The sequence below is a fragment of the Albidovulum sediminis genome (genome assembly GCF_025380365.1).
Classification (GTDB): Bacteria; Pseudomonadota; Alphaproteobacteria; order Rhodobacterales; family Rhodobacteraceae; genus Albidovulum; species Albidovulum sediminis.
In genome coordinates this window covers 35,833-53,998 of sequence record NZ_JAOCQF010000005.1, presented here as the reverse complement: position 1 = coordinate 53,998, position 18,166 = coordinate 35,833, and the positions used below count along the sequence as shown (strand labels likewise).

19 protein-coding genes are annotated in these 18,166 nt (G+C 63.5%); 13 read left to right on the top strand and 6 right to left on the bottom strand.

The window, feature by feature from the left end:
* The first annotated feature begins 8 nt into the window (after window positions 1–8).
* The 12 genes from N5I32_RS18985 to N5I32_RS18930 all read left to right on the top strand — a co-directional run bounded on the left by N5I32_RS18985 (window position 9) and on the right by N5I32_RS18930 (window position 9,648).
* Window positions 9–1,559 carry an aldehyde dehydrogenase family protein gene (locus N5I32_RS18985; RefSeq protein WP_261497522.1) on the top strand — a complete coding sequence of 517 codons (1,551 nt, stop codon included), beginning with the start codon at window positions 9–11 and terminating at the stop codon, window positions 1,557–1,559.
* Window positions 1,556–2,170: a BMC domain-containing protein gene (locus N5I32_RS18980; RefSeq protein WP_197647695.1), complete on the top strand. Its 615-nt coding sequence runs from the start codon at window positions 1,556–1,558 to the stop codon at window positions 2,168–2,170. The genes N5I32_RS18985 and N5I32_RS18980 overlap by 4 nt, the downstream gene beginning before the upstream one ends.
* A complete protein-coding gene (locus tag N5I32_RS18975) occupies window positions 2,167–2,631 on the top strand; it encodes a hypothetical protein (protein ID WP_261497521.1) in 465 nt (154 codons plus the stop codon). Before N5I32_RS18980 ends, N5I32_RS18975 begins: the two co-directional genes overlap by 4 nt.
* Window positions 2,628–2,882: a EutN/CcmL family microcompartment protein gene (locus N5I32_RS18970; RefSeq protein ID WP_197647697.1), complete on the top strand. Its 255-nt coding sequence runs from the start codon at window positions 2,628–2,630 to the stop codon at window positions 2,880–2,882. Before N5I32_RS18975 ends, N5I32_RS18970 begins: the two co-directional genes overlap by 4 nt.
* Before the next feature lie 13 nt (window positions 2,883–2,895).
* Entirely contained in the window at window positions 2,896–3,177 is a 282-nt protein-coding gene (locus N5I32_RS18965) for a BMC domain-containing protein (RefSeq protein ID WP_197647698.1), read from the top strand.
* Window positions 3,178–3,209: 32 nt separating this feature from the next.
* Window positions 3,210–3,833 carry a hypothetical protein gene (locus N5I32_RS18960; RefSeq protein ID WP_197647699.1) on the top strand — a complete coding sequence of 208 codons (624 nt, stop codon included), beginning with the start codon at window positions 3,210–3,212 and terminating at the stop codon, window positions 3,831–3,833.
* Between the two features lie 84 nt (window positions 3,834–3,917).
* Window positions 3,918–5,048 (top strand): ABC transporter substrate-binding protein, encoded by a 1,131-nt coding sequence (locus N5I32_RS18955; protein ID WP_261497520.1) that lies wholly within the window; start codon window positions 3,918–3,920, stop codon window positions 5,046–5,048.
* 65 nt (window positions 5,049–5,113) lie between these two features.
* On the top strand, window positions 5,114–6,199 hold the full coding sequence (locus tag N5I32_RS18950; protein ID WP_261497518.1) for an ABC transporter ATP-binding protein: 1,086 nt from the start codon (window positions 5,114–5,116) through the stop codon (window positions 6,197–6,199).
* On the top strand, window positions 6,186–7,040 hold the full coding sequence (locus tag N5I32_RS18945; protein ID WP_261497517.1) for an ABC transporter permease: 855 nt from the start codon (window positions 6,186–6,188) through the stop codon (window positions 7,038–7,040). The genes N5I32_RS18950 and N5I32_RS18945 overlap by 14 nt, the downstream gene beginning before the upstream one ends.
* On the top strand, window positions 7,037–7,831 hold the full coding sequence (locus N5I32_RS18940; protein WP_197647703.1) for an ABC transporter permease: 795 nt from the start codon (window positions 7,037–7,039) through the stop codon (window positions 7,829–7,831). The genes N5I32_RS18945 and N5I32_RS18940 overlap by 4 nt, the downstream gene beginning before the upstream one ends.
* 26 nt (window positions 7,832–7,857) lie before the next feature.
* Window positions 7,858–8,637, top strand: coding sequence for a 3-oxoacyl-ACP reductase FabG (gene fabG / locus N5I32_RS18935; RefSeq protein WP_261497516.1), 780 nt, complete (start codon window positions 7,858–7,860; stop codon window positions 8,635–8,637).
* 9 nt (window positions 8,638–8,646) lie between these two features.
* Window positions 8,647–9,648, top strand: a complete 1,002-nt coding sequence (locus tag N5I32_RS18930) for a phosphotransferase enzyme family protein (RefSeq protein ID WP_261497515.1) — start codon at window positions 8,647–8,649, stop codon at window positions 9,646–9,648.
* A 198-nt stretch (window positions 9,649–9,846) separates the two neighbouring features.
* On the opposite strand, the gene N5I32_RS18925 is transcribed toward N5I32_RS18930, so the two are convergent.
* A complete protein-coding gene (locus N5I32_RS18925) occupies window positions 9,847–10,746 on the bottom strand; it encodes a LysR family transcriptional regulator (RefSeq protein ID WP_261497514.1) in 900 nt (299 codons plus the stop codon).
* A gap of 149 nt (window positions 10,747–10,895) precedes the next feature.
* Between N5I32_RS18925 and N5I32_RS18920 the strand changes: the two genes are divergently transcribed.
* The gene (locus N5I32_RS18920; RefSeq protein WP_261497513.1) at window positions 10,896–11,633 is read left to right on the top strand and encodes an SDR family NAD(P)-dependent oxidoreductase; all 738 of its coding nucleotides are present in this window, start codon (window positions 10,896–10,898) and stop codon (window positions 11,631–11,633) included.
* 279 nt (window positions 11,634–11,912) lie between these two features.
* On the opposite strand, the gene N5I32_RS18915 is transcribed toward N5I32_RS18920, so the two are convergent.
* From N5I32_RS18915 to N5I32_RS18895, 5 genes are all read right to left on the bottom strand, one after another.
* On the bottom strand, window positions 11,913–12,851 hold the full coding sequence (locus tag N5I32_RS18915) for a LysR substrate-binding domain-containing protein (protein WP_261497587.1): 939 nt from the start codon (window positions 12,849–12,851) through the stop codon (window positions 11,913–11,915).
* A 52-nt stretch (window positions 12,852–12,903) separates the two neighbouring features.
* Window positions 12,904–13,896, bottom strand: a complete 993-nt coding sequence (locus tag N5I32_RS18910) for a GlxA family transcriptional regulator (protein ID WP_197647551.1) — start codon at window positions 13,894–13,896, stop codon at window positions 12,904–12,906.
* 63 nt (window positions 13,897–13,959) lie between these two features.
* Window positions 13,960–14,898: an ABC transporter permease gene (locus N5I32_RS18905; RefSeq protein ID WP_261497512.1), complete on the bottom strand. Its 939-nt coding sequence runs from the start codon at window positions 14,896–14,898 to the stop codon at window positions 13,960–13,962.
* Window positions 14,899–14,902: 4 nt separating this feature from the next.
* Entirely contained in the window at window positions 14,903–15,922 is a 1,020-nt protein-coding gene (locus N5I32_RS18900; RefSeq protein WP_261497511.1) for a quaternary amine ABC transporter ATP-binding protein, read from the bottom strand.
* A gap of 122 nt (window positions 15,923–16,044) precedes the next feature.
* On the bottom strand, window positions 16,045–18,114 hold the full coding sequence (locus N5I32_RS18895) for an oxidoreductase (protein ID WP_261497510.1): 2,070 nt from the start codon (window positions 18,112–18,114) through the stop codon (window positions 16,045–16,047).
* Between the last annotated feature and the right edge of the window lie 52 nt (window positions 18,115–18,166).

The window sequence follows — 18,166 nt, the reverse complement described above, 5'->3', positions numbered from 1 at the left end:
GAAGGGGGATGCAGATGCAGCTTCACGAGGACGCGCCACGCCTTGTCGTGCCCGACCGGGCCGAGGCCACTGCGCGGATGAAGATCGACCGGGCCGGTTGGGCGGTCAGGTCCTATGCCCGCTTCGACCGGGCCGCAGTCATGCGCGTCACCCGCGCCGTGGCCGAGGCGGCTCACAAGGCGGCGCAGGAATATGCCGAATGGGCGGTCCGCGAAACCGGCATGGGCGTGGTCGAGCACAAGCGGCTGAAGAACGAACTCTCGGCCCATCCGCTGGTAGATTTCTACGAGAATACCGATCTGGTGAACCCGCGTGTCGATGCTGGCCGCAAGATGGTGGAGATCCCGAAGCCCGCAGGGGTGGTCCTGGCGCTGACTCCGGCGACCAATCCCGTCTCGACGCTGTATTACAAGGCGATCCTGGCACTGCTCAGCCGCAATGCGGTGATCTTCAGCCCCCATCCGTTGGCCAGGGCCTGCTGCGCCCATGCCGCGGCCCGGCTTGAGGCGGCGGCGGTAGCGGCGGGGGCCCCGGCGGGGTTGATCCAGTGTATCGAGGAGCCCTCGGTTCCGCTGGTGCAGGCGCTGATGGCCTCGCCCAAGGTGCAGGTGATCCTGGCTACGGGTGGTGGTCCGATGGTGCGGGCGGCCTATTCGTCGGGCAACCCGGCGATCGGCGTGGGGCCGGGCAATGCGCCGGTCTATGTCGATCCCACGGCCGACCAGACCCTTGCCGCGCAGCGCATCGTCGACAGCAAGGCCTTCGACAATTCGGTGCTGTGCACCAACGAAAGCGTGCTGATCTCTCTGGCCGAGAACGCCAACCGGCTGGAACGCGGCCTGCGCGCGGCCGGGGCGCATATCCTGTCGGAGCCAGAGGTCGGCAAGCTGCGGGCCTGGCTCTTCCCGCATGGCCATCTGAACACGGCGGCCGTGGGAAAAAGCGCGGTCTGGATCGCGCAGCAGGCGGGCCTGCGGGTCGTGCCCTCGACCAGGGTGCTGATCGCTCCGGTCGCGCAGGTCGGCCTGGACGAGCCGCTGACCCGCGAAAAGCTGTGCCCGGTCCTGGCCTGGGCCACGGCCGAGACTTTCGAGCGGGCGACGGGCATGGCGCAGATGATCCTGCGGATGACTGGCGCGGGCCATTCGGCGGCGATCCACTGCGAGGACCCGCAGAAGGCGATGGATTTCGCCGCCGCACTTTCGGTCTACCGGGTGGTGGTGAACGCCCCCTGTTCGCAGGGCGCGGCGGGCTTTGCCACGCATCTCGCGCCGTCCTTCATGATCGGCACCGGCTATTTCGGCCGCTCGTCGGTGGGCGAGAACATCGGGCCGCAGCATCTGGTGCACTGGACGCGGCTGGCCTGGAATTCGGACGCCTCGGTGCAGATGGGCGATTTCGGCGCGGTGCGCGCTCCCTTCGAGGGACAGGCTCCCGCGCCGCGTCCGGCGCCCGCCCCGGCAGCGGCCCCCCTAGCCGAGGCCGGCGGGATGGATCGCGACATGCTGCGCCAGCTCATCCTTCAGGAACTCCGTGAACTGACCCGAGGCCAGTCGTGACCGATCTTCGCGCTTTCATCTTCATCGACCAGTTGCAGCCGCAGACCCTGGCCTATACCGCAACCTGGATGCGCGGCACCTTGCCGCGGGCCCGCATGGCGGCCCAGATCATCGAGATCGCGCCCGGCCTCGACATCGAGGCGCTGACCGACACGGTGCTGAAAAGCGCCGACGTGCGGGCGGGCTTTCTGGTGGTCGAACGCCAGTTCGGCACGCTGCAGTTCCATGCCTATTCCACGGCCGAGGTGCAGGCCGGGGCCGAGGCCGCGCTGCATGCCATGGGAAAGCGCAGGGACGAGGCGGAAAAGCCCAAGATCATGGCGTCGAAGATCGTCACCCGGGTCGACGACCAGCACGCCTTCCTGATGAACCGGAACAAGACCGGCTCGATGGTCCTGGGCGGGGAAAGCATCTATCTGCTGGAATGCCAGCCGGCGGCCTATGCGATCCTGGCCTGCAACGAGGCCGAGAAAGAGGCCGACATCAAGGTCATCGACATGCGGATGATCGGTGCGAACGGCCGGCTTTACCTGGCCGGGACCGAGGCCGACGTGCGCAATGCCCGTGACGCGGCGGAACGCGCCCTGCGCGATGCGGGGGCCACCGGATGACCGATCTCCGCGCCCTTGTCCGCGAGCTGCTGTCCGAGGAGATCGCCGCGATCCGCGCCGAGCTTCTGGGTGGCTTGCAGGTGGAGCGGGTCCGGGTCAACTCGGGCGCCGATCTGACGGACTTTGCGCAGTCGGTCGCGCGCCGCGCCCAGGACCCGGCCTTTGCCGCCGCCCTGCGGGATGGACGCCTGCGCTTTGAACTGGACGGGCCTGGCTACAGCGCGCCCGCACCCGCCCCGGCGGCTGCACGGATTCCCGTGGCGGCGCAGCCCATGGCCCTGGTGACGACGGTTCCGGCTGCGGTGCCGGAGCTGCGCAAGGGGCTGATCACCGAGCGCGATATTGCCGGGATCGCAGAGGGTGAAACCCGCCTGCGCCTCACGAAATCCGCGCGGCTTACCCCGCTGGCCGGCGACGAAGCCCGCCGGCGCGGCATCAGGATCGAAAGGACACTGGCATGATACGGGCACGCGTCAGCGGCAGGCTGTGGTCTACCCGGCATATCGGCACGCTTCCCACCGGGGCGCTTCTGGAAGTCGAGACGGAAACCGGGGCGAAGCTGGTCGCCTTCGATCCGCTCGGCTGTGCCGAGGGCGAGGCGGTGCTGATCACGCAAGGGTCGGTCGCAGCTGCCTATTTTCCGGAAAGATCGGCGCCGATCGACGCATTGATCATCGGCTCGATCGACGAGCAAGACACGAAACGCAAGTAAGGGAGTTCTCAACATGGCAAATCTCGCAATCGGAATGATCGAAACCAAGGGCTATGTCCCCGCCCTGTCGGCGGCAGACGCCATGGTCAAGGCGGCCAATGTCGAAATCATCGCCCGCAATGAAGTCGGCGGCGGTCTGGTGTCGGTGGTGGTGCGCGGCGATGTGGGCGCGGTGAAGGCCGCGACCGAAGCCGGGGCCGAGGCGGCCGCGCAGGTCGGCGAAGTCACCGCCGTCCACGTCATTCCGCGCCCGCACCCCGACCTGGCCAAGCACTTCGAAGCCATCAAGGCCTGAGCCCGGCCGCATCCCAAACCAAGGACTGAGGCATGACAGAGCTTCGCGTCTATCTCCCCATCGAGGATCTCCAGCCCCAGTTTGCGGCCTATCTTTCCTCGCCCACCCGGGCGAGGGGATACCCGCCCTTCGCCGGGCAGCATTCGCTGATCATCGAGGTCGCACCGGCGCTGGCGATCCACCGCATCACCGACCTCGCGCTGAAATCAGCGCCCGAGATGGAACCGGGGATCCTTTATACCGAACGGCAGTTCGGGCTTCTCGAACTGCACTCGGACCGGATGGAAGATCTGGATTCGGCCGGCACGGCGATTCTGGAGGGAATCGGGGCGAAACCGGAAGACCAGCTGAAACCGCAGATCCTCTATCACGACATCATCGAGGACCTGTCGGACCAGCATGCGATCATCCTGAACCGTTCCCGCGATGCGTCGATCCTCGTGCCGGGGGTTGCGCTGCTGATCTACGAGATGGCGCCCGCGCTGTTCGCCTGCGTGGCCGCGAACGAGGCCGAGAAGGCCGCCCCGAATGCTGTCATCAACGACGTGCAGATGATGGGCGCGACGGGCCGGCTGTTCATGTCCGGCACGCTGGACGACATGCGGATCGCCCGCGACACGATCACGGCAAAACTGGAGGCGATCCAGGGACGATAAGCCTGCCGCCGCTCCGCAAGGGGCGGCGTGCCCAGACAGAGCGGATCAACCGCCAGGGTCACCAATCAAAACAGGGAGAAGAAGATGATCAACAGACGCCAATTTACCTTGGGCGCGGCCGGTCTGGCCGGGCTTTCGGCCATGTCTCTGCCCCGCATGGCGCGGGCCGGGCGCGCCGATCGACTGAACATCCTCTGCTGGGAGGGTTACAATTCGGACCAGGTTCTGAACCCGTTCCGCGAGTTGCACCCCGGTGCGACCGTGCGGGCAGAAAGCGGCACCTCGGACCCCGAGATGATCAACCGCCTGCGCGCGGGCGAGATCGGCACCTGGGACCTGATCAACGTCAACCAGCCCTGGGCGCGGGGCGAGATGCTGCGCGACAACCTGATCCGTCCGCTGAACAAGGATCGGTTCCTGCCCTATTTCGAGAAGATGACGCCCGAATTCTCGAAGCCCTATCCGCTCGCCTTTGCGGATAACGGCGACCTGCTCGGCATGCCGCAGCGCTATGGGCCGTTCTCGTTTGTCGTGAACACCGACAAGATCAGCCAGGACATGGCCGAGGACCAGGGCTGGAACCTGTTCCTCGATCCGGCGATGCAGGGGCGCTACGGGCTTCTGACCTATGACAACTGGAACGTGATCCACCTGTGCCTTGCGGCCGGCATCCATCCGTTCCAGCCGGTCGAAGGTGACGCGCTGCAGAAATTCACCGACACGGCCAAGCAGATCGTGGCGGGCGCCAAGCTGATGACCGACGATCTGGTGGCGATGAACACCGCGCTGATCAATGGCGAGATCGACTGCTACTTCACCGGCGGGACCTATACCGCTTCGCCCGCCCGTTATGACGGCGCGCTGTTCGTGCGTGGCATCACGCCCCGCAGCGGCCCGATCGACGGCAAGGGCGGCGCATCCTGGGTCGAGCTGACCTCGGCGGTGAACAACCCCGATCCGTCCGATCTGGCCGAGGAATTCCTGGAATTCGTCCAGAAGCCCGAGATCGCCGAGGTCGTGGCCTTTGCCGAAGGCACCTACAACCCGGTGGCCCAGATGGGCAATCCCGAGGTGATGGCGCGCTTCGACGACGAGAAGCTGGAAGCGATCCAGTTCGATACGCTGGAAGAGGAAATGTCGCGCTGCCTCGAATTCGACGTGGTGCCGTCCTACGACGAACTGCTGGCGGTCTACGTCGCCGCCCGTCGGGGCTGACATGTCCCGGCCCGCCGGCTGGTCCGGCGGGCTGCCCTTTCCTTCAACGCCAAGAGTAGACCCGGATGGCCGCGAAACCTTTCGTGCAGATCGAGAACGTCACCAAACGTTTCGGGCGCTTTACCGCCCTGGACCGGATCAACCTGGACATCTCGGAAGGTGAGTTTCTGACCATCGTCGGCCCATCGGGCAGCGGCAAGTCGACGCTGATCCGGCTGCTGGTCGGGATCGACGACGTGACCGAGGGCACGATCAGCCTGAACGGCACCCGCATAGACACGATGCCCGCCAACAAGCGACCGACCTGCATGGTCTTTCAGTCGCTGGCGCTGTTCCCGCACATGACCGTGGGGCAGAACATCGAATTCCCGCTGAAGCTCAGGGGCGTCGCGCCCGCCGACCGCCGCACCCGCGCGATCGAACTGCTGGCGCTGCTGCGGCTGCCGGAAAGCTATTACGGCAAGCGCATCTCGCAATGTTCGGGCGGCGAGCGGCAGCGCGTGGCGCTGGCCCGGGCGCTGGCCTTCGACCCGCAGATCATCGTCTTCGACGAACCGCTGTCGGCCCTGGACTACCGCCTGCGCAAGACGCTGGAGAAGGAGTTGAAGGACCTGCACGCCCGCACCGGCAAGACCTTTGTCTACATCACCCATTCGCTGGAAGAGGCCATGGTGATGTCGGACCGGATCGCCATCATGCGGTCGGGCCGGTTCGAACAGATCGCCACCGCCGAGGAAATCTATTCCCGCCCCATCAGCCGCTTTGTCGCCAGCTTCATGGGCGAGGTGAACCTGTTCCCGGTGATAGGCCGGGCCGATGGCACGCCGGACTGGCCGGCCGGAGCGATCAGCGCCCGGCCCGGCGCACTGGCGGTGGCCCCGGGCTGGACCGGCGTGCTGATGGCGCGTCCCGAGCTGGTCCGTTTCCTGGACGCGGGGCAGGCCGCGGATTTCACCCTGTCCGGCACGCTGACCGCCGAATATGCCCTGGGGTCCCGTATCCAGTATTCGGTCGACACGGCCGCCGGTCTGGTGACCGTCGAGCGTCCCTTCGAAACCCGCCTGACCGCGCCGGTCGGCACCCCGGTCACGCTGGGCTGGGATCGTGCCGCCGTGCATCTGATCGCGGAGGCCGCCGATGGAACGGCTTGAGCGTCGCCTGGGCCTGCTGTCGGCCCTGCCGATCGGCATCCTGCTGCTGCTGAGCTTCGTGATGCCGCTGCTTCTGGTCGCAGGCTTTGCGGCGATGCCGCAAAAAGTGTTCGAACTGGCGCATCTGCCGGACTTTTCCTCCTTCGCGGTGATCTGGGAGCAGGGATATTACAAATCCCTCCTCCGCTCGCTGGGGTTGGCCTTTCTGACCACGGTGATCCTGTTCCTGGTCAGCTGGCCGCTCGCCTATGGCATGGCCAAGGTCTTTGGCCGGTTCACACTGGTCATCACCATCCTGGTCGTCCTGATCCTGTTCGTGTCCGAAAACATCCGCCTGTTCGGCTGGAGCCTGTCGCTGATGAAGGGGGGCCTGCTTGAAGGCTATCTGCGGGCGTGGTTCGGCTTCAGCTTCGAGACGCCGCTGTACGACTGGCCGGTGATCGTCTTCGGCATGTGCTATGTCTATTTTCCCTTCATGCTGTTCCCGCTGGCGCAGGGCATCTCGCTGGTGCCCGACGATGCGCGGCTGGCGGCCTCGGATCTGGGGGCCAGCCCGGCGCGCATCCTGTTCGAGATCGAGATGCCGCTGGCCGCACCGGGGATCATGGTGGGTTGCCTCTTGACCTTTGTCCTGTCCGCCGGCGCGGTGGCCGAGGCCAAGCTGCTGGGCGGCCGGTCGGTGATCGTGCTGACCGATGACGTCGAAAGCGCCTTTACCTTCGGCCAGAACTGGCCGCTCGGCTCGGCCCTGTCGCTGACGCTGATCGTCATCGTCGCGCTGCTGGCCCTGGTGCCGATCAGCCGGATCGACCTGGACGCGATCATGGGGCGCAAGAGATGAGGCAGGTTTCCCGATCGACCCGGATCGCGCTCTATCTCTACGGTGCCGTGATCCTCTCCCTGCTCTATCTGCCGCTGGTCTCGGTGGGCTTCGCCTCGGTTTCGAAGGCGCGCTACCTGAGCTTTCCGATCAAGCGCTATACCAGCGAATGGATGACCGCCGCCGTCACCAGCCCGACAGTGCACGAACTGGTTCTCACCTCGCTGAAAATCGCGGTGTCGGTCACAATCCTGTCGATGGTGATCGGCTTCTTCGGCGCGCTGGCCTTTGCCCGGTTCCAGTGGCGCTATCGCGGGCTGTTCCAGAAGATCATCCTGCTGCCGATCTTCTTTCCGCAGACGGTGCTGGGCCTTGCCCTCCTGATCTGGTTCTCGGCCCTGGGGATCACGCCCAGCTGGAAGACGGCGGTCGTCGCGCATCTGGTCTGGATCGCGCCGATCACCACGCTGATCATCGCCATCCGCGCCTATGCCTTCGATCCCGCGCTGGAGGAGGCCGCGCGCGACATGGGAGCCTCGACCCTGACCGTGCTGCGCGAGATCACGCTGCCGCTCCTGATGCCGGGGATCGTCTCGGCCGGGCTGTTCGCCTTCCTGCTGTCCTGGGGCAACTTCCCGTTGTCGCTGTTCACCACGGGCGTCGATGCGACCCTGCCGAAATGGCTCTATTCGCGGATGGTCTCGGGCTATACGCCGCAAATTCCGGCACTGGGCGTGCTCTCGGTGATCGGATCCACGCTGCTTGTCGCGGTCGGGCTGGTGCTGATGCGCTGGATGCGGCCGCGCGACTGAAACAAAGAAGAAAAAGGGAGGATACCATGCTGACATCACTGAAGGGCCGGAGCGTCATCGTCACCGGGGGCTCCAAGGGCATCGGCCGGGGCATTGCCCGCTGCTTTGCGCGCGCCGGGGTCAAGCTGACGATCGCCGCCCGCCACAAGGCCGAGATCGACGATGCGGTGGCCGAGATGAACGCGCTCGGCGCCACCGCGCGCGGGGCGATCTGCGACGTGACCGATTACGACAGCGTTCGCCGCATGGTGGACGAGGCCGCGGCGGCGCAGGGCGGGCTGGATGTGCTTTGCGTCAACGCCGGCATCTTCCCGCAGGTCAAGATGGTCGACATGTCGCCCGAGGACTGGGACCATGTGATGGCCACCAACCTTCGTTCGACCTTCTTCACGGTCAAGGCCGCGATCCCGCATTTCGAGAAGGCCGGCAAGGGCCGCGTCGTCGTCACCTCCTCGATCACCGGGCCGGTCACCGGCTATCCCGGCTGGTCGCATTACGGTGCGTCGAAGGCCGGGCAACTGGGCTTCATCAAGACCGCCGCGATGGAGCTTGCGCGCTACAACACCACGATCAACGCGGTGATGCCGGGCAACATCATCACCGAAGGGCTGCAGGGCCTTGGCGAGGACTACCTCAAGACCATGGCCAATTCGATCCCGCTCAAGCGGCTGGGCGTGGTCGAGGACATCGGCAATGCGGCGCTGTTCTTCGCCTCGGACGAGGCGGGCTACATCACCGGCCAGCAGATCGTCGTGGACGGCGGCCAGATCCTGCCGGAATCGCTGGAAGCTCTGGCGTCGATCTGAGGGGGTTCCATGCCGGCCGACACCATACCTTTGCAGGATCTTCTGCGCCACCTGGACCAAATGGCGAATGCCTCCCTGCCGCTCTGGCCGGTGCCCGAAGGGGCAAAGGCGCGGCTGATCAACGTCTCGGAAAACGCCACCTATCTGGTCGAGGCCGGGGAGTTCCGCTCGATCCTGCGCATTCACCGGCCAGCCTATCACAGCCGCCGGGGGATCCAGCAGGAATTGGCTTGGTCGCAGGCGCTGGCGACCGACAATATGGTCCTTACCCCGCCGCCCATCGCCGGAAGGAACGGCGCTCTTGTGCAGGAAGGGCATCACCCCGCCCTGTCCGCGCCGCGTTTCATGGTGATGTTCGCCTTCGCCCCCGGCCGCCAGCCCGATGAAAACGAGGATCTCGCCGGCCCCTTCGAACGTCTCGGGGCCATCGCCGCGCGGACCCATATGCACTCGCAGGGTTGGCAGAAACCTGCCCCCCTGGAGCGGCTGCACTGGGATGCCGACGCCGTCTTCGGCCCGCAGGCAAACTGGGGCGACTGGCGCGACGCGCCGAATGTCACTCCCGAGATCCGTGCGGTGCTGGAAGATGCCCAGGCCCTGATCTGCGATCGCCTCGCGGCCTTTGGAAAGGGGCCCGAGCGCTTCGGCCTGATCCACGCCGACATGCGGCTGGCGAACCTGCTGATCGAGGGCGAGACCACGCGGCTGATCGACTTCGACGACTGCGGCTTGGGCTGGTTCCTTTACGACTTCGCAACCGGCATCAGCTTCATGGAGGATCATCCCCAGGTTCCCGCGCTGCGGCATGCCTGGGTTCAGGGCTACCGTTCGGTCCGCCCGCTGTCTGACGAGGAAGAGGCCGAGATCGACACCTTCATCATGCTGCGCCGCATGGCACTCCTCGCCTGGATCGGCAGCCATATCGAGGCTCCTGAACCGCAGGCGATGGCGCCGCATTTCGCATCCGGAACCGCGAAACTGGCCAGGGAATACATCGCGCGCTTTTCCTAGAGAGCATGCGGCCCGCCCGCCGGACCGCAACAACCCGCCCAGGACGCCTTGCAGCCGCTGGAAGCGGATGGGGTCTGTCGCAAGATTTGGGTCTGGACCGATTTGTCTGGAGGATCGACGGTTCCAGGGGAGGATCGACGCAATTATCGGCTTGCGTGGATCGATTCTTTCAGGCGGTCGACCTACAGAGCCAGAAAATCATGACTTTCCGTTGTGACGCAGCGCTTCGACGAGCAAGGAGAAGGCCTGAGTTGGCTGACGATTGCGCGGGTAGTAGAGATGATAGCCCGTGTAGACACGGCACCAGTCATCGAGTACGCGAACAAGCTGACCCTCATTCAGATAAGGCGCGAGCTGGCTTTCCGGCAGGTAGATGAGCCCGTGGCCGCCTAAGGCTGCATTTACAACCATCCTCCCCGAATTGAACACCAATTGTCCTTTGACACGGACGTTGACCCTCTGCCCGCCTTTCTCGAATTCCCAGGCGTACATACCGCCATGGCGCGGAAGCCTGAGATTGATGCAATTGTGTTCGGTAAGTTCGTTTGGAGTATGTGGTGCGGGAAAGGATGAAAAATAGTCCGGAGACCCGGCAACAGCCATTCTGATATCGGGTCCAACGCGAACTGCAATCATGTCCTTCTCGACAGTATCGCCAGGCCTGATCCCCGCATCGAAGCGATCCTGAACGATATCCACGAAGCCATAATCACTCGATACCTCGACATCGATATCGGGATATAATTTAATGAGCCCGGAAACAGCAGGCCAAAGAATGGCTTCCGCCGTATATTCTGTTGCACTGATCCTGATGGACCCGGACGGCTTATCTCGAAGGTCGCCCAGTGCCTTCAATTCCAATTGAATCTCTTCAATCCGCGGAGCGATCACATGCAACATGCGCTCGCCAGCGGGAGTAAGCGAGACCCGTCTGGTGGTTCGCGTGAGCAAACGCAGGCCAAGACGGGCTTCCAATGCAAGAATGGTCTGGCTCAGGGCTGACTGGGATATGCCCAGGCGTTTGGCGGCCCTGGTAAAATTCTTCTCCTCCGCGACGACGATAAAGGTGGCCAGATCGTCCAGATGATGCTTCGACATTTATAAGATGCCCTTATCAAGCCTATCACATTATAGCATCTAGTCGAACAGTTTGTCTCGCCCTATGTTGACTCCAAAGCAAGCCAACGGCGCGGAAACCACCGCCATGGCGGCATGCCAGGTAAAGACACATCGAAAAGGACAACGTGATGGAACGCTTTCGCAATAAGGTTGCCTTGGTAACGGGTGGGCGCAGTGGCATTGGGCGAGCGATCGCCCGCCGCCTGGAAAGCGAAGGAGCCAAGGTGTTCACGGCTCAACGCGGCAAAGACGATGAGTTCGAGAGCATTTCGGTGGATTTTGCGGATCCGAGTTCCGCGGCTGCGCTGGTTGAAGAGGTCGCAGGGCGTGCGGGCAGAATTGACGTACTTGTCAACAATGCCGGAATGATGCAGGAGGTGCTCGCCGAAGACATGTCATTGGAAGAGTGGGAGCGGAATATTACCGTCAACCTGACCACACCATTCATGCTGATCAAAGCCGCGCTACCCTATCTGCGCACCGTCGGTGGATCCATCGTGAACATCGGATCCACGGAAGGCCTGGGTTCAAACCCCAAACATGCAGCATATTGCGCATCCAAAGCCGGCCTGCATGGGCTGACCCGCGCAATCGCCATAGATCACAGCCCGGAAGGTGTCCGGTGCAATGCTGTAGCACCCGGCTGGATCGATACGGACTTGAACATAGATTTCATCGAGAGCATGCCGGACCCGACTTCGTTCAAGGCAGGGCTGGGCAGGATTCATCCTGTCGGACGGACTGGAACGCCCGAAGAAGTGGCAAGCCTCGTAGTTTGGCTGGCCTCGGAAGAGGCCGGGTTTGTGACGGGCCAGGTCTGGACTGTCGACGGCGGACGAATGAGCAAGCTCAGCCTTCCAGGCTGAGACTCCGATCGGTCGATAGTTTGGCAGCACTGGTGTAAGCGCCGTCCTGACTCCACCTTCTTGCTGAAATCCAAAGCTGCGATGCGCCGTCGCGTTAAGATTTGCATGGAAGGTCTTAATTGGCAGCCGGTCGGGAGCGCCATGGGGAGGCCGTCGGGTTTGTGGAAGTCCGGCGGCTCGGCCGCATCCAGTCGTGCAAATCGTTGACCATCGGGCGCATCACGCGCCAACCCGGACGTCGCGCCAGTTGCGCTTGTCGGAAATACAAGAGGTGGCCCATTAGACCGAGAGTTTGAATGCCTCTCGGATCCAACTGATGAACGCTTCTCCGGCAAGTGTTGGCCGTCTTGTAGCCGGGGTTGCAAGGTAGAATGATCTGCGCTTGATCGGTTCGGCCAGGACAGGTTGAATCAATTTCCCGGATGCAAGGAACGCCTCCATCAACGGCGTGCCGATCAGGGCAAAACCCTGACCAACCAGCACGGCTTGGACCAGGTTCGTGTAGGTGTTGACGGTGATCCCCCCCTTCAGGCGGAAATCCTTTCGTCCATGAATTTCGAACCAGTTCTGCCAGCGGGTCTGCTGGTCGTAGGGACCGTCAAGATGGATCAGCGGGAGGGTTTCCAGGTCCTCAGGGCGCAGTGTTCGGCCTGGCGCAATGAAGTCGATCGAGCAGGTGGGCGCGATGATTTCCTGCTGAAGATACTCATAGTTTACATCCATGGTGGGCGGCGCACCATATCTGATCGCGATATCAATGCTTTCCTCGGCGATATCCAGATACCGATCCGAGACGACAAAGCGCAGGTCGATTTCCGGGTACTGATGGCGGAAGGTCCCGATCCGCGGCATCAGCCAGTAGGTGGCAAAGCCAGTGGTCGCCGTGACAACGAGGATATTGCTGTCAGGCTTGCCGACAATGTCAGCGGTGGCGCGAACTGCTCTCTCCAGGGATGCCACGATCTCGTCATGATAACGCTTTCCGACATGGGTGAACGACAGTGACCTATTCTCGCGGTGGAACAACAACACTCCAAGATAGGTTTCCAAGGCCTTGATCTGCTGACTTACGGCGACACGCGTCACGTTCAGTTCCTCAGCAGCTCTTGTGAAACTCATCAGTCGACCTGCCGCCTCGAAGGTGACGAGGAGGTTTGGCGGCGGCAAGATGAAGCGAAGCCTGTGCATACCACGCTCATAGCCGTCCCGGGCCATCATTTCCACGGAGTTATGCTGCAGGTCACGGGTTCGCCACCAGACCGGCGAGGCGTTAGTTCAAGGTCGTGCGATGCGCGTGCGGCGATCGGCCGAAATGGGCACGAAACAGTCTGCAAAAATGCGAAGGGGAGGCAAAACCAGTGGCAACCGCGACTTCGGTGACTGAAAGTTCGGTCTGCACGAGGAGGTTGCGAGCGCGATCGAGCCGCATCGCATTGAAATAGGTCTTCGGGGTGGAAGACAGGAACTTCTTGAACAATCTCTCCAGTTGGCGCGTCGAGATCCCAAGTTCTTGGGCAATCGTAACAGGCGAAACCGGCTCTTCGATGTGCTTTTCCATGATGGCGATTGCCTTCACCAGCGGCCCGCTGCGCATGCCGTGGCGCGACTGGATAGAGACACGCTGAGCTGCACTTTCTTCGCGCACCGCGTTGTAGACCATCTGGTCTGCCACCAATGTGGCAAGGTCTTCTCCATGCGTCTGCCGAATCAAGTGCAGCATCAGATCGGCCACGGCTGTGCCGCCGGCTGCGGTCAGGATTCTCTCATGCGCGACGAAGACAGTGCGCACTGGCCGAACCTCAGGGAAAGTTTCAGCAAAGATGTCGTGGTACGCCCAGTGCACCGCCACGTCCATCCCGTCGAGGAAACCGCATTTCGCAAGGGCATAGGCCCCGGCCCCAAGCCCTGCCAACGGCGTACCAGCGGCGCGTTCGCGCCTGAGATAGGCCTGAACCGCCGGCGGCAACACCTTTCGTACGTCATTGCCGGTGATCAGCATTAGACGCTCGGCGCCTCGTGTACGCTCAAGCCCGCAGTCCACATCCAGCCTGCAGCCGTTGGACGCCATGACTGGCTGGCCATTCTCGCTGGCAACAGTCCAGCGAAAGAGAGTCTCGCCGCTCACCAGGTTCGCCAGGCGGAGGGGTTCGACGGCGCAGCAAAAAGCCAGGTGCGAAAACTGCGGCAAGAGCAAAAACACGAAATGCGACGGCTCGTTTTCTTCGGGGCGCGAATTGAACTCTCTTGTTCGAAGGAGGGTCATACAAGGAAACCTTCCATTGAAGGGAATACTCGAGCGCCAATGGGATCGGCTTTACAGGTCGGGTTATTTTGCAGCATGACGAAACTTGGCGAGTGGTCGATAAAAGGCACCGACGGGCCCGGTCTCATACCATTTCCGATGACCCCGGTCTCGGGCAGATACTCCAAAGCTTTGCGAGACCCGGTCGATCATGACGGCCAAGCAGACAATGCCAAGCCCCCCGACAGTGGCGATGCCCATGTCCAGACGACCGATACCCCGCAGGACCATCCGGCCCAGACCCGTGACCGAAATCATCGAGGAGACCACACTCATCGCCAGTGCCATCATGATGGTCTGGTTCAACCCGGCCATGATGGTCGGCGCTGCGAGCGGCAGCTCGATCTTCAGCAGGGTCTGTCGGCGGCTTGCGCCGAAGGCGCGCGCGGCCTCGACCATGTCGGGCCTCACCTGGCGGATGCCGAGATTGGTCAGGCGCACCACCGGGGGAAGCGCATAGATGAAGGTGACGATGACCCCCGACACGTTGCCGATCGAGAACAGCATCACGACGGGGACGAGGTACACGAAGGACGGAATCGTCTGCATCAGGTCAAGGATCGGGCGCAGGATCAGCCAGAACCGATCGCTTCGCGCGGCATAGATTCCGAGCGGGATGCCGATGAGGGCGCAGAAGATCACGCAGGTCAGCACGATCGACAGCGACGTCATCGCCGGTTCCCATGCGCCCATCAGCCCGATGGCCAGCATCGAGGCCCCGGCGATCAGAGCGATCCTGCGGCCGCCGGCCTGCCAGGCGACCAGCAGGATGATCGCGTAGATCAGCAGGTCGGGCGCGCCGGTCAGGGCGCCTTCGAACCCGCGAAGGACCAGATCGAAGGGCACCTTGATCGCCTGAAAGATGTAGCGGAAGTTCTCCACGACGTATTTCAGCGTCGCCTCAATCCAGTCGCCAACCGGCACCCATTCTGTGTCGAAGATGTTGTAGAGGTCCGTTTTCATGCGATTACCCTCGCAGCGCGCGCAGCGCATCGGTGATGGTGATCTGCCCAACCGCAGAGCCGAGCGGGTCAATCACGGTCAGCGGCTGCTGGTCGGGCAGGAAGAGGTCAATGACCGCGTCGAGCCGGGAGCCGGTGGAAATGGTTTTTGGCGTGGCCTGGCGACCGTCAAGTGGTGTCATGATGGTTTCCGCCCGCACCAGCCCGATGCGGGAGATACCCTTGACGAATTCCCGCACATAGTCGTCGCTGGGGCGGGTGACGATTTCCTCGGGCGTGCCGATCTGGACGATCTCGCCATCATTCATGATCGCGATGTGTCCACCCATGCGGATCGCTTCGTCCAAATCGTGCGTGATGAATACGGTCGTCTTCTTCAGCTTGGTCGAAAGGTCCAGAAACTGATCCTGCAACTGCCGCCTGATAAGGGGATCAAGCGCCGAGAAGGGTTCGTCCATCAGAAGGATTTCCGGATCGGCGGCCAGCGCGCGGGCCAGGCCGACCCGCTGCTGCATGCCGCCGGAAAGCTGGTCCGGGTAGTGGTCCGCCCAGCCCTCCAGACCCGTCGCGGCCAGCGCCTTTTCCGCGGCGGCGCGGCGTTTCGGGGGTGAGAGGTCGCGCACTTCAAGGCCGAAGGCCGCGTTTTCCGCCAGCGTACGATGGGGCCAGAGCGCCATGTGCTGGAACACCATGCCGATCTTCTCGGCACGCAGCTGGCGAAGCTCGGTTTCGCCCATCCGGTCGACCCTTGCCCCCGCCACATGAATTTCGCCCGAGGTGGGGTCGATCAGCCGGTTGATGTGGCGCACGAGCGTCGACTTGCCCGACCCCGAGAGGCCCATGATGCAGAAGATTTCGCCGCGTTCGACGCTGAAGCTGACATTGCGCACTCCGAGCACGCAGCCGTATTCGTCGCGGACCTCTTCCTTGGAGAGGCTGCGCTCCTGCACCGCCCGCATCGCCTCGACCTGGCGTTTGCCGTAGATCTTCCACAGGGCGCGGCATTCAATCTGCGGGTCAGACACTGGCAGTCTCCGATCTCGGGCAGGCGAAAGGTGGTCTTGACATCGGGGTCCTCCATTCGCCTGTCATTGGTCTGTCCGGCATTGGGTCGGCGTAGTCCATGCTGGTGTTTGTCCGGCAGGAGTCAAAGGGTCGCGCAGAGGCGCAGCGAATCCAGAATGGCCGCGTGGATGTTGCGGCTGGCGATGGCATCGCCCACCCGGTATAGTTCGAACTGGCCCTTCCCGGCACGGATCGGCTGCGGCGCGCTGGCGATCAGGGCGTCGAGATCGGTCACGCCATCGTTGACCGAGGCCGAGCGCAGGTCGCGGTACAGCCCGTCAAGGGGCAGGGTGCCGCATTCCACGATCACCTGCGAGGCGCGCAGCACCTTTTCTTCCAGCGTGACCTCGTTGACGAAGACAGCTTCAAGTTCGTTGCCTGCGCGCTGGACGCGGCGCAGATGGTGTTCCATCAGCATCGGCGTGTGAAGCTGGTGCATCCGGCGCTTCCAGCCGAACCTTTCGCCGTAGACCAGATCCTGGCCCATCTGGACATCGAGCGAAACCAGCGTCGTCGCCTTGTCCTGGTCGCCTGCCATTTCGGCGCACAGAAGGGCGGGATGGCGACCCGTGCCGTCATAGATGATCGAGTTGTCGCGGAGCGCCACGTCCTTGGTCAGGATGTCCCAGACGCTGGTGCAAAGCTCTGCCCCCGGAAGCCAGCCGAGGTCGGGCATCCCGCCGGTCGCGATGATCACCACATCGGGATTTTCGGCGCGGACTTCGTCGGGTTCGACATAACGGTTGAGGCGGACCTCGACGCCAAGGCGTTCCAGTTCGGCCTCGCGCCACTGGACGATGCCGAGCAGATCCTTGCGCCACGATCCCTTGGCGCCCAGCAGGATTTGGCCGCCCAGTTCGCGGGCCGCTTCGAACAGGACGACATGGTGGCCGCGTTCGGCCGAAATGCGCGCCGCCTCCAGCCCGGCGGGGCCGCCGCCGATGATCACCACCCGGCGCCCCGGCGCTTCTGCCTGGGCTGCGTGATGGGGCAGTTTCGCCTCGCGTCCCGTGGCTGCATTGTGCAGGCAGGCGGGCCTGTAGCCCGACATGCAATGGGTGGCGCCGATGCAGGGGCGGATCCGGTCCTCCTGCCCCGCCGCAAGTTTGCGGACCAGATGCGGGTCGGCGATATGGGCGCGGGTCATGCCGACCATGTCAAGCAGCCCCTGGCGGATGGCATAGCGTGCCGAGGCCACGTCCAGCACGCGCGCGGCGTGAAAGACCGGCAGCCCGACCTCGCGTTTGAATGCGCCCACTTGTGTCACCCAGGGGGCAATCGGGGAATCCATCCCCGGCATACTGTCGCGGGCCTGTCCGCGTTCGGTATCGGCCCGCCCGTAGGTAGCGTTAAAAAAGTCGATCCCGGCTTCGGCCTGCAAGAGCTGCGCGGCGGCGATGCAATCGTCGAGCGACAGCCATCCCTCGCCGCCCTCTTCGACCGTCAGGCGCATCCCCACGATGAAATCGTCGCCGGTCTGGCGGCGGATTTCCTGATGTACCAGGATCGGAAAGCGCATCCGGTTTTCCAGCGAGCCGCCGAAACGGTCGGTCCGCTTGTTCATGGCGGGCGACATGAACTGCCCGATCAGGTGGCCCGCGGCCAAGGTCTCCAGACCGTCAAGCCCGCCTTCCTTGCAGCGCCGCGCCGCCGCGCCGAACGCCTTTACGACGCGGGCGATGTCATGGTCGTCCATTTCCTTTGGAAAGCTGCGGTGCAGGGTTTCGCGGATGGGTGAGGGCCCGATGGTCGGCAGCCAGTTTCCGGCATAGGGTTCGCCACGCCGCCCAAGATGGGTGATCTGACACATCAGCGCTGCGCCCTGGCTGTGCATCCGCTGCGAGAATTGTTGGAAGTAGGGGATGATCCGGTCATCCCCGACGTAAAGCTGCTGGAAGACCGAGGGCGAATCCGGCGCGACGTTGGAGGACCCGCCGAACATGCTGAGGCTGATCCCGCCGGCTGCCTTTTCCTCGTGGTAGCGCTGGTAGCGTTCGGCGGGCATCCCGCCTTCTTCCAGCCCGCAGGCGTGGCTGGTACTCATGATCCGGTTGCGCAGGGTCAGGTGCCTGATCTTCAGGGGTTCAAGCAAGGGATCGCGGCGCGTGGAGTGAACGTCGGCTTCGGCCAAGCTGTTGGTCGGGCTGGTCATGACGGATCGGGTCCCGGTCGATGTGCGGAAATGTCAGAATGAGGAGTCGGGT

Coding starts and splice junctions, on each gene's coding strand:
- N5I32_RS18940 (WP_197647703.1), top strand. CDS start 7,037: ATGAGGCAGGTTTCCCGATCGACCCGGATCGCGCTCTATCTCTACGGT.
- N5I32_RS18910 (WP_197647551.1), bottom strand. CDS start 13,896: ATGACCCTCCTTCGAACAAGAGAGTTCAATTCGCGCCCCGAAGAAAAC.
- N5I32_RS18965 (WP_197647698.1), top strand. CDS start 2,896: ATGGCAAATCTCGCAATCGGAATGATCGAAACCAAGGGCTATGTCCCC.
- fabG (WP_261497516.1), top strand. CDS start 7,858: ATGCTGACATCACTGAAGGGCCGGAGCGTCATCGTCACCGGGGGCTCC.
- N5I32_RS18930 (WP_261497515.1), top strand. CDS start 8,647: ATGCCGGCCGACACCATACCTTTGCAGGATCTTCTGCGCCACCTGGAC.
- N5I32_RS18985 (WP_261497522.1), top strand. CDS start 9: ATGCAGATGCAGCTTCACGAGGACGCGCCACGCCTTGTCGTGCCCGAC.
- N5I32_RS18975 (WP_261497521.1), top strand. CDS start 2,167: ATGACCGATCTCCGCGCCCTTGTCCGCGAGCTGCTGTCCGAGGAGATC.
- N5I32_RS18915 (WP_261497587.1), bottom strand. CDS start 12,851: ATGATGGCCCGGGACGGCTATGAGCGTGGTATGCACAGGCTTCGCTTC.
- N5I32_RS18945 (WP_261497517.1), top strand. CDS start 6,186: ATGGAACGGCTTGAGCGTCGCCTGGGCCTGCTGTCGGCCCTGCCGATC.
- N5I32_RS18955 (WP_261497520.1), top strand. CDS start 3,918: ATGATCAACAGACGCCAATTTACCTTGGGCGCGGCCGGTCTGGCCGGG.
- N5I32_RS18950 (WP_261497518.1), top strand. CDS start 5,114: ATGGCCGCGAAACCTTTCGTGCAGATCGAGAACGTCACCAAACGTTTC.
- N5I32_RS18970 (WP_197647697.1), top strand. CDS start 2,628: ATGATACGGGCACGCGTCAGCGGCAGGCTGTGGTCTACCCGGCATATC.
- N5I32_RS18905 (WP_261497512.1), bottom strand. CDS start 14,898: ATGAAAACGGACCTCTACAACATCTTCGACACAGAATGGGTGCCGGTT.
- N5I32_RS18895 (WP_261497510.1), bottom strand. CDS start 18,114: ATGACCAGCCCGACCAACAGCTTGGCCGAAGCCGACGTTCACTCCACG.
- N5I32_RS18920 (WP_261497513.1), top strand. CDS start 10,896: ATGGAACGCTTTCGCAATAAGGTTGCCTTGGTAACGGGTGGGCGCAGT.
- N5I32_RS18960 (WP_197647699.1), top strand. CDS start 3,210: ATGACAGAGCTTCGCGTCTATCTCCCCATCGAGGATCTCCAGCCCCAG.
- N5I32_RS18925 (WP_261497514.1), bottom strand. CDS start 10,746: ATGTCGAAGCATCATCTGGACGATCTGGCCACCTTTATCGTCGTCGCG.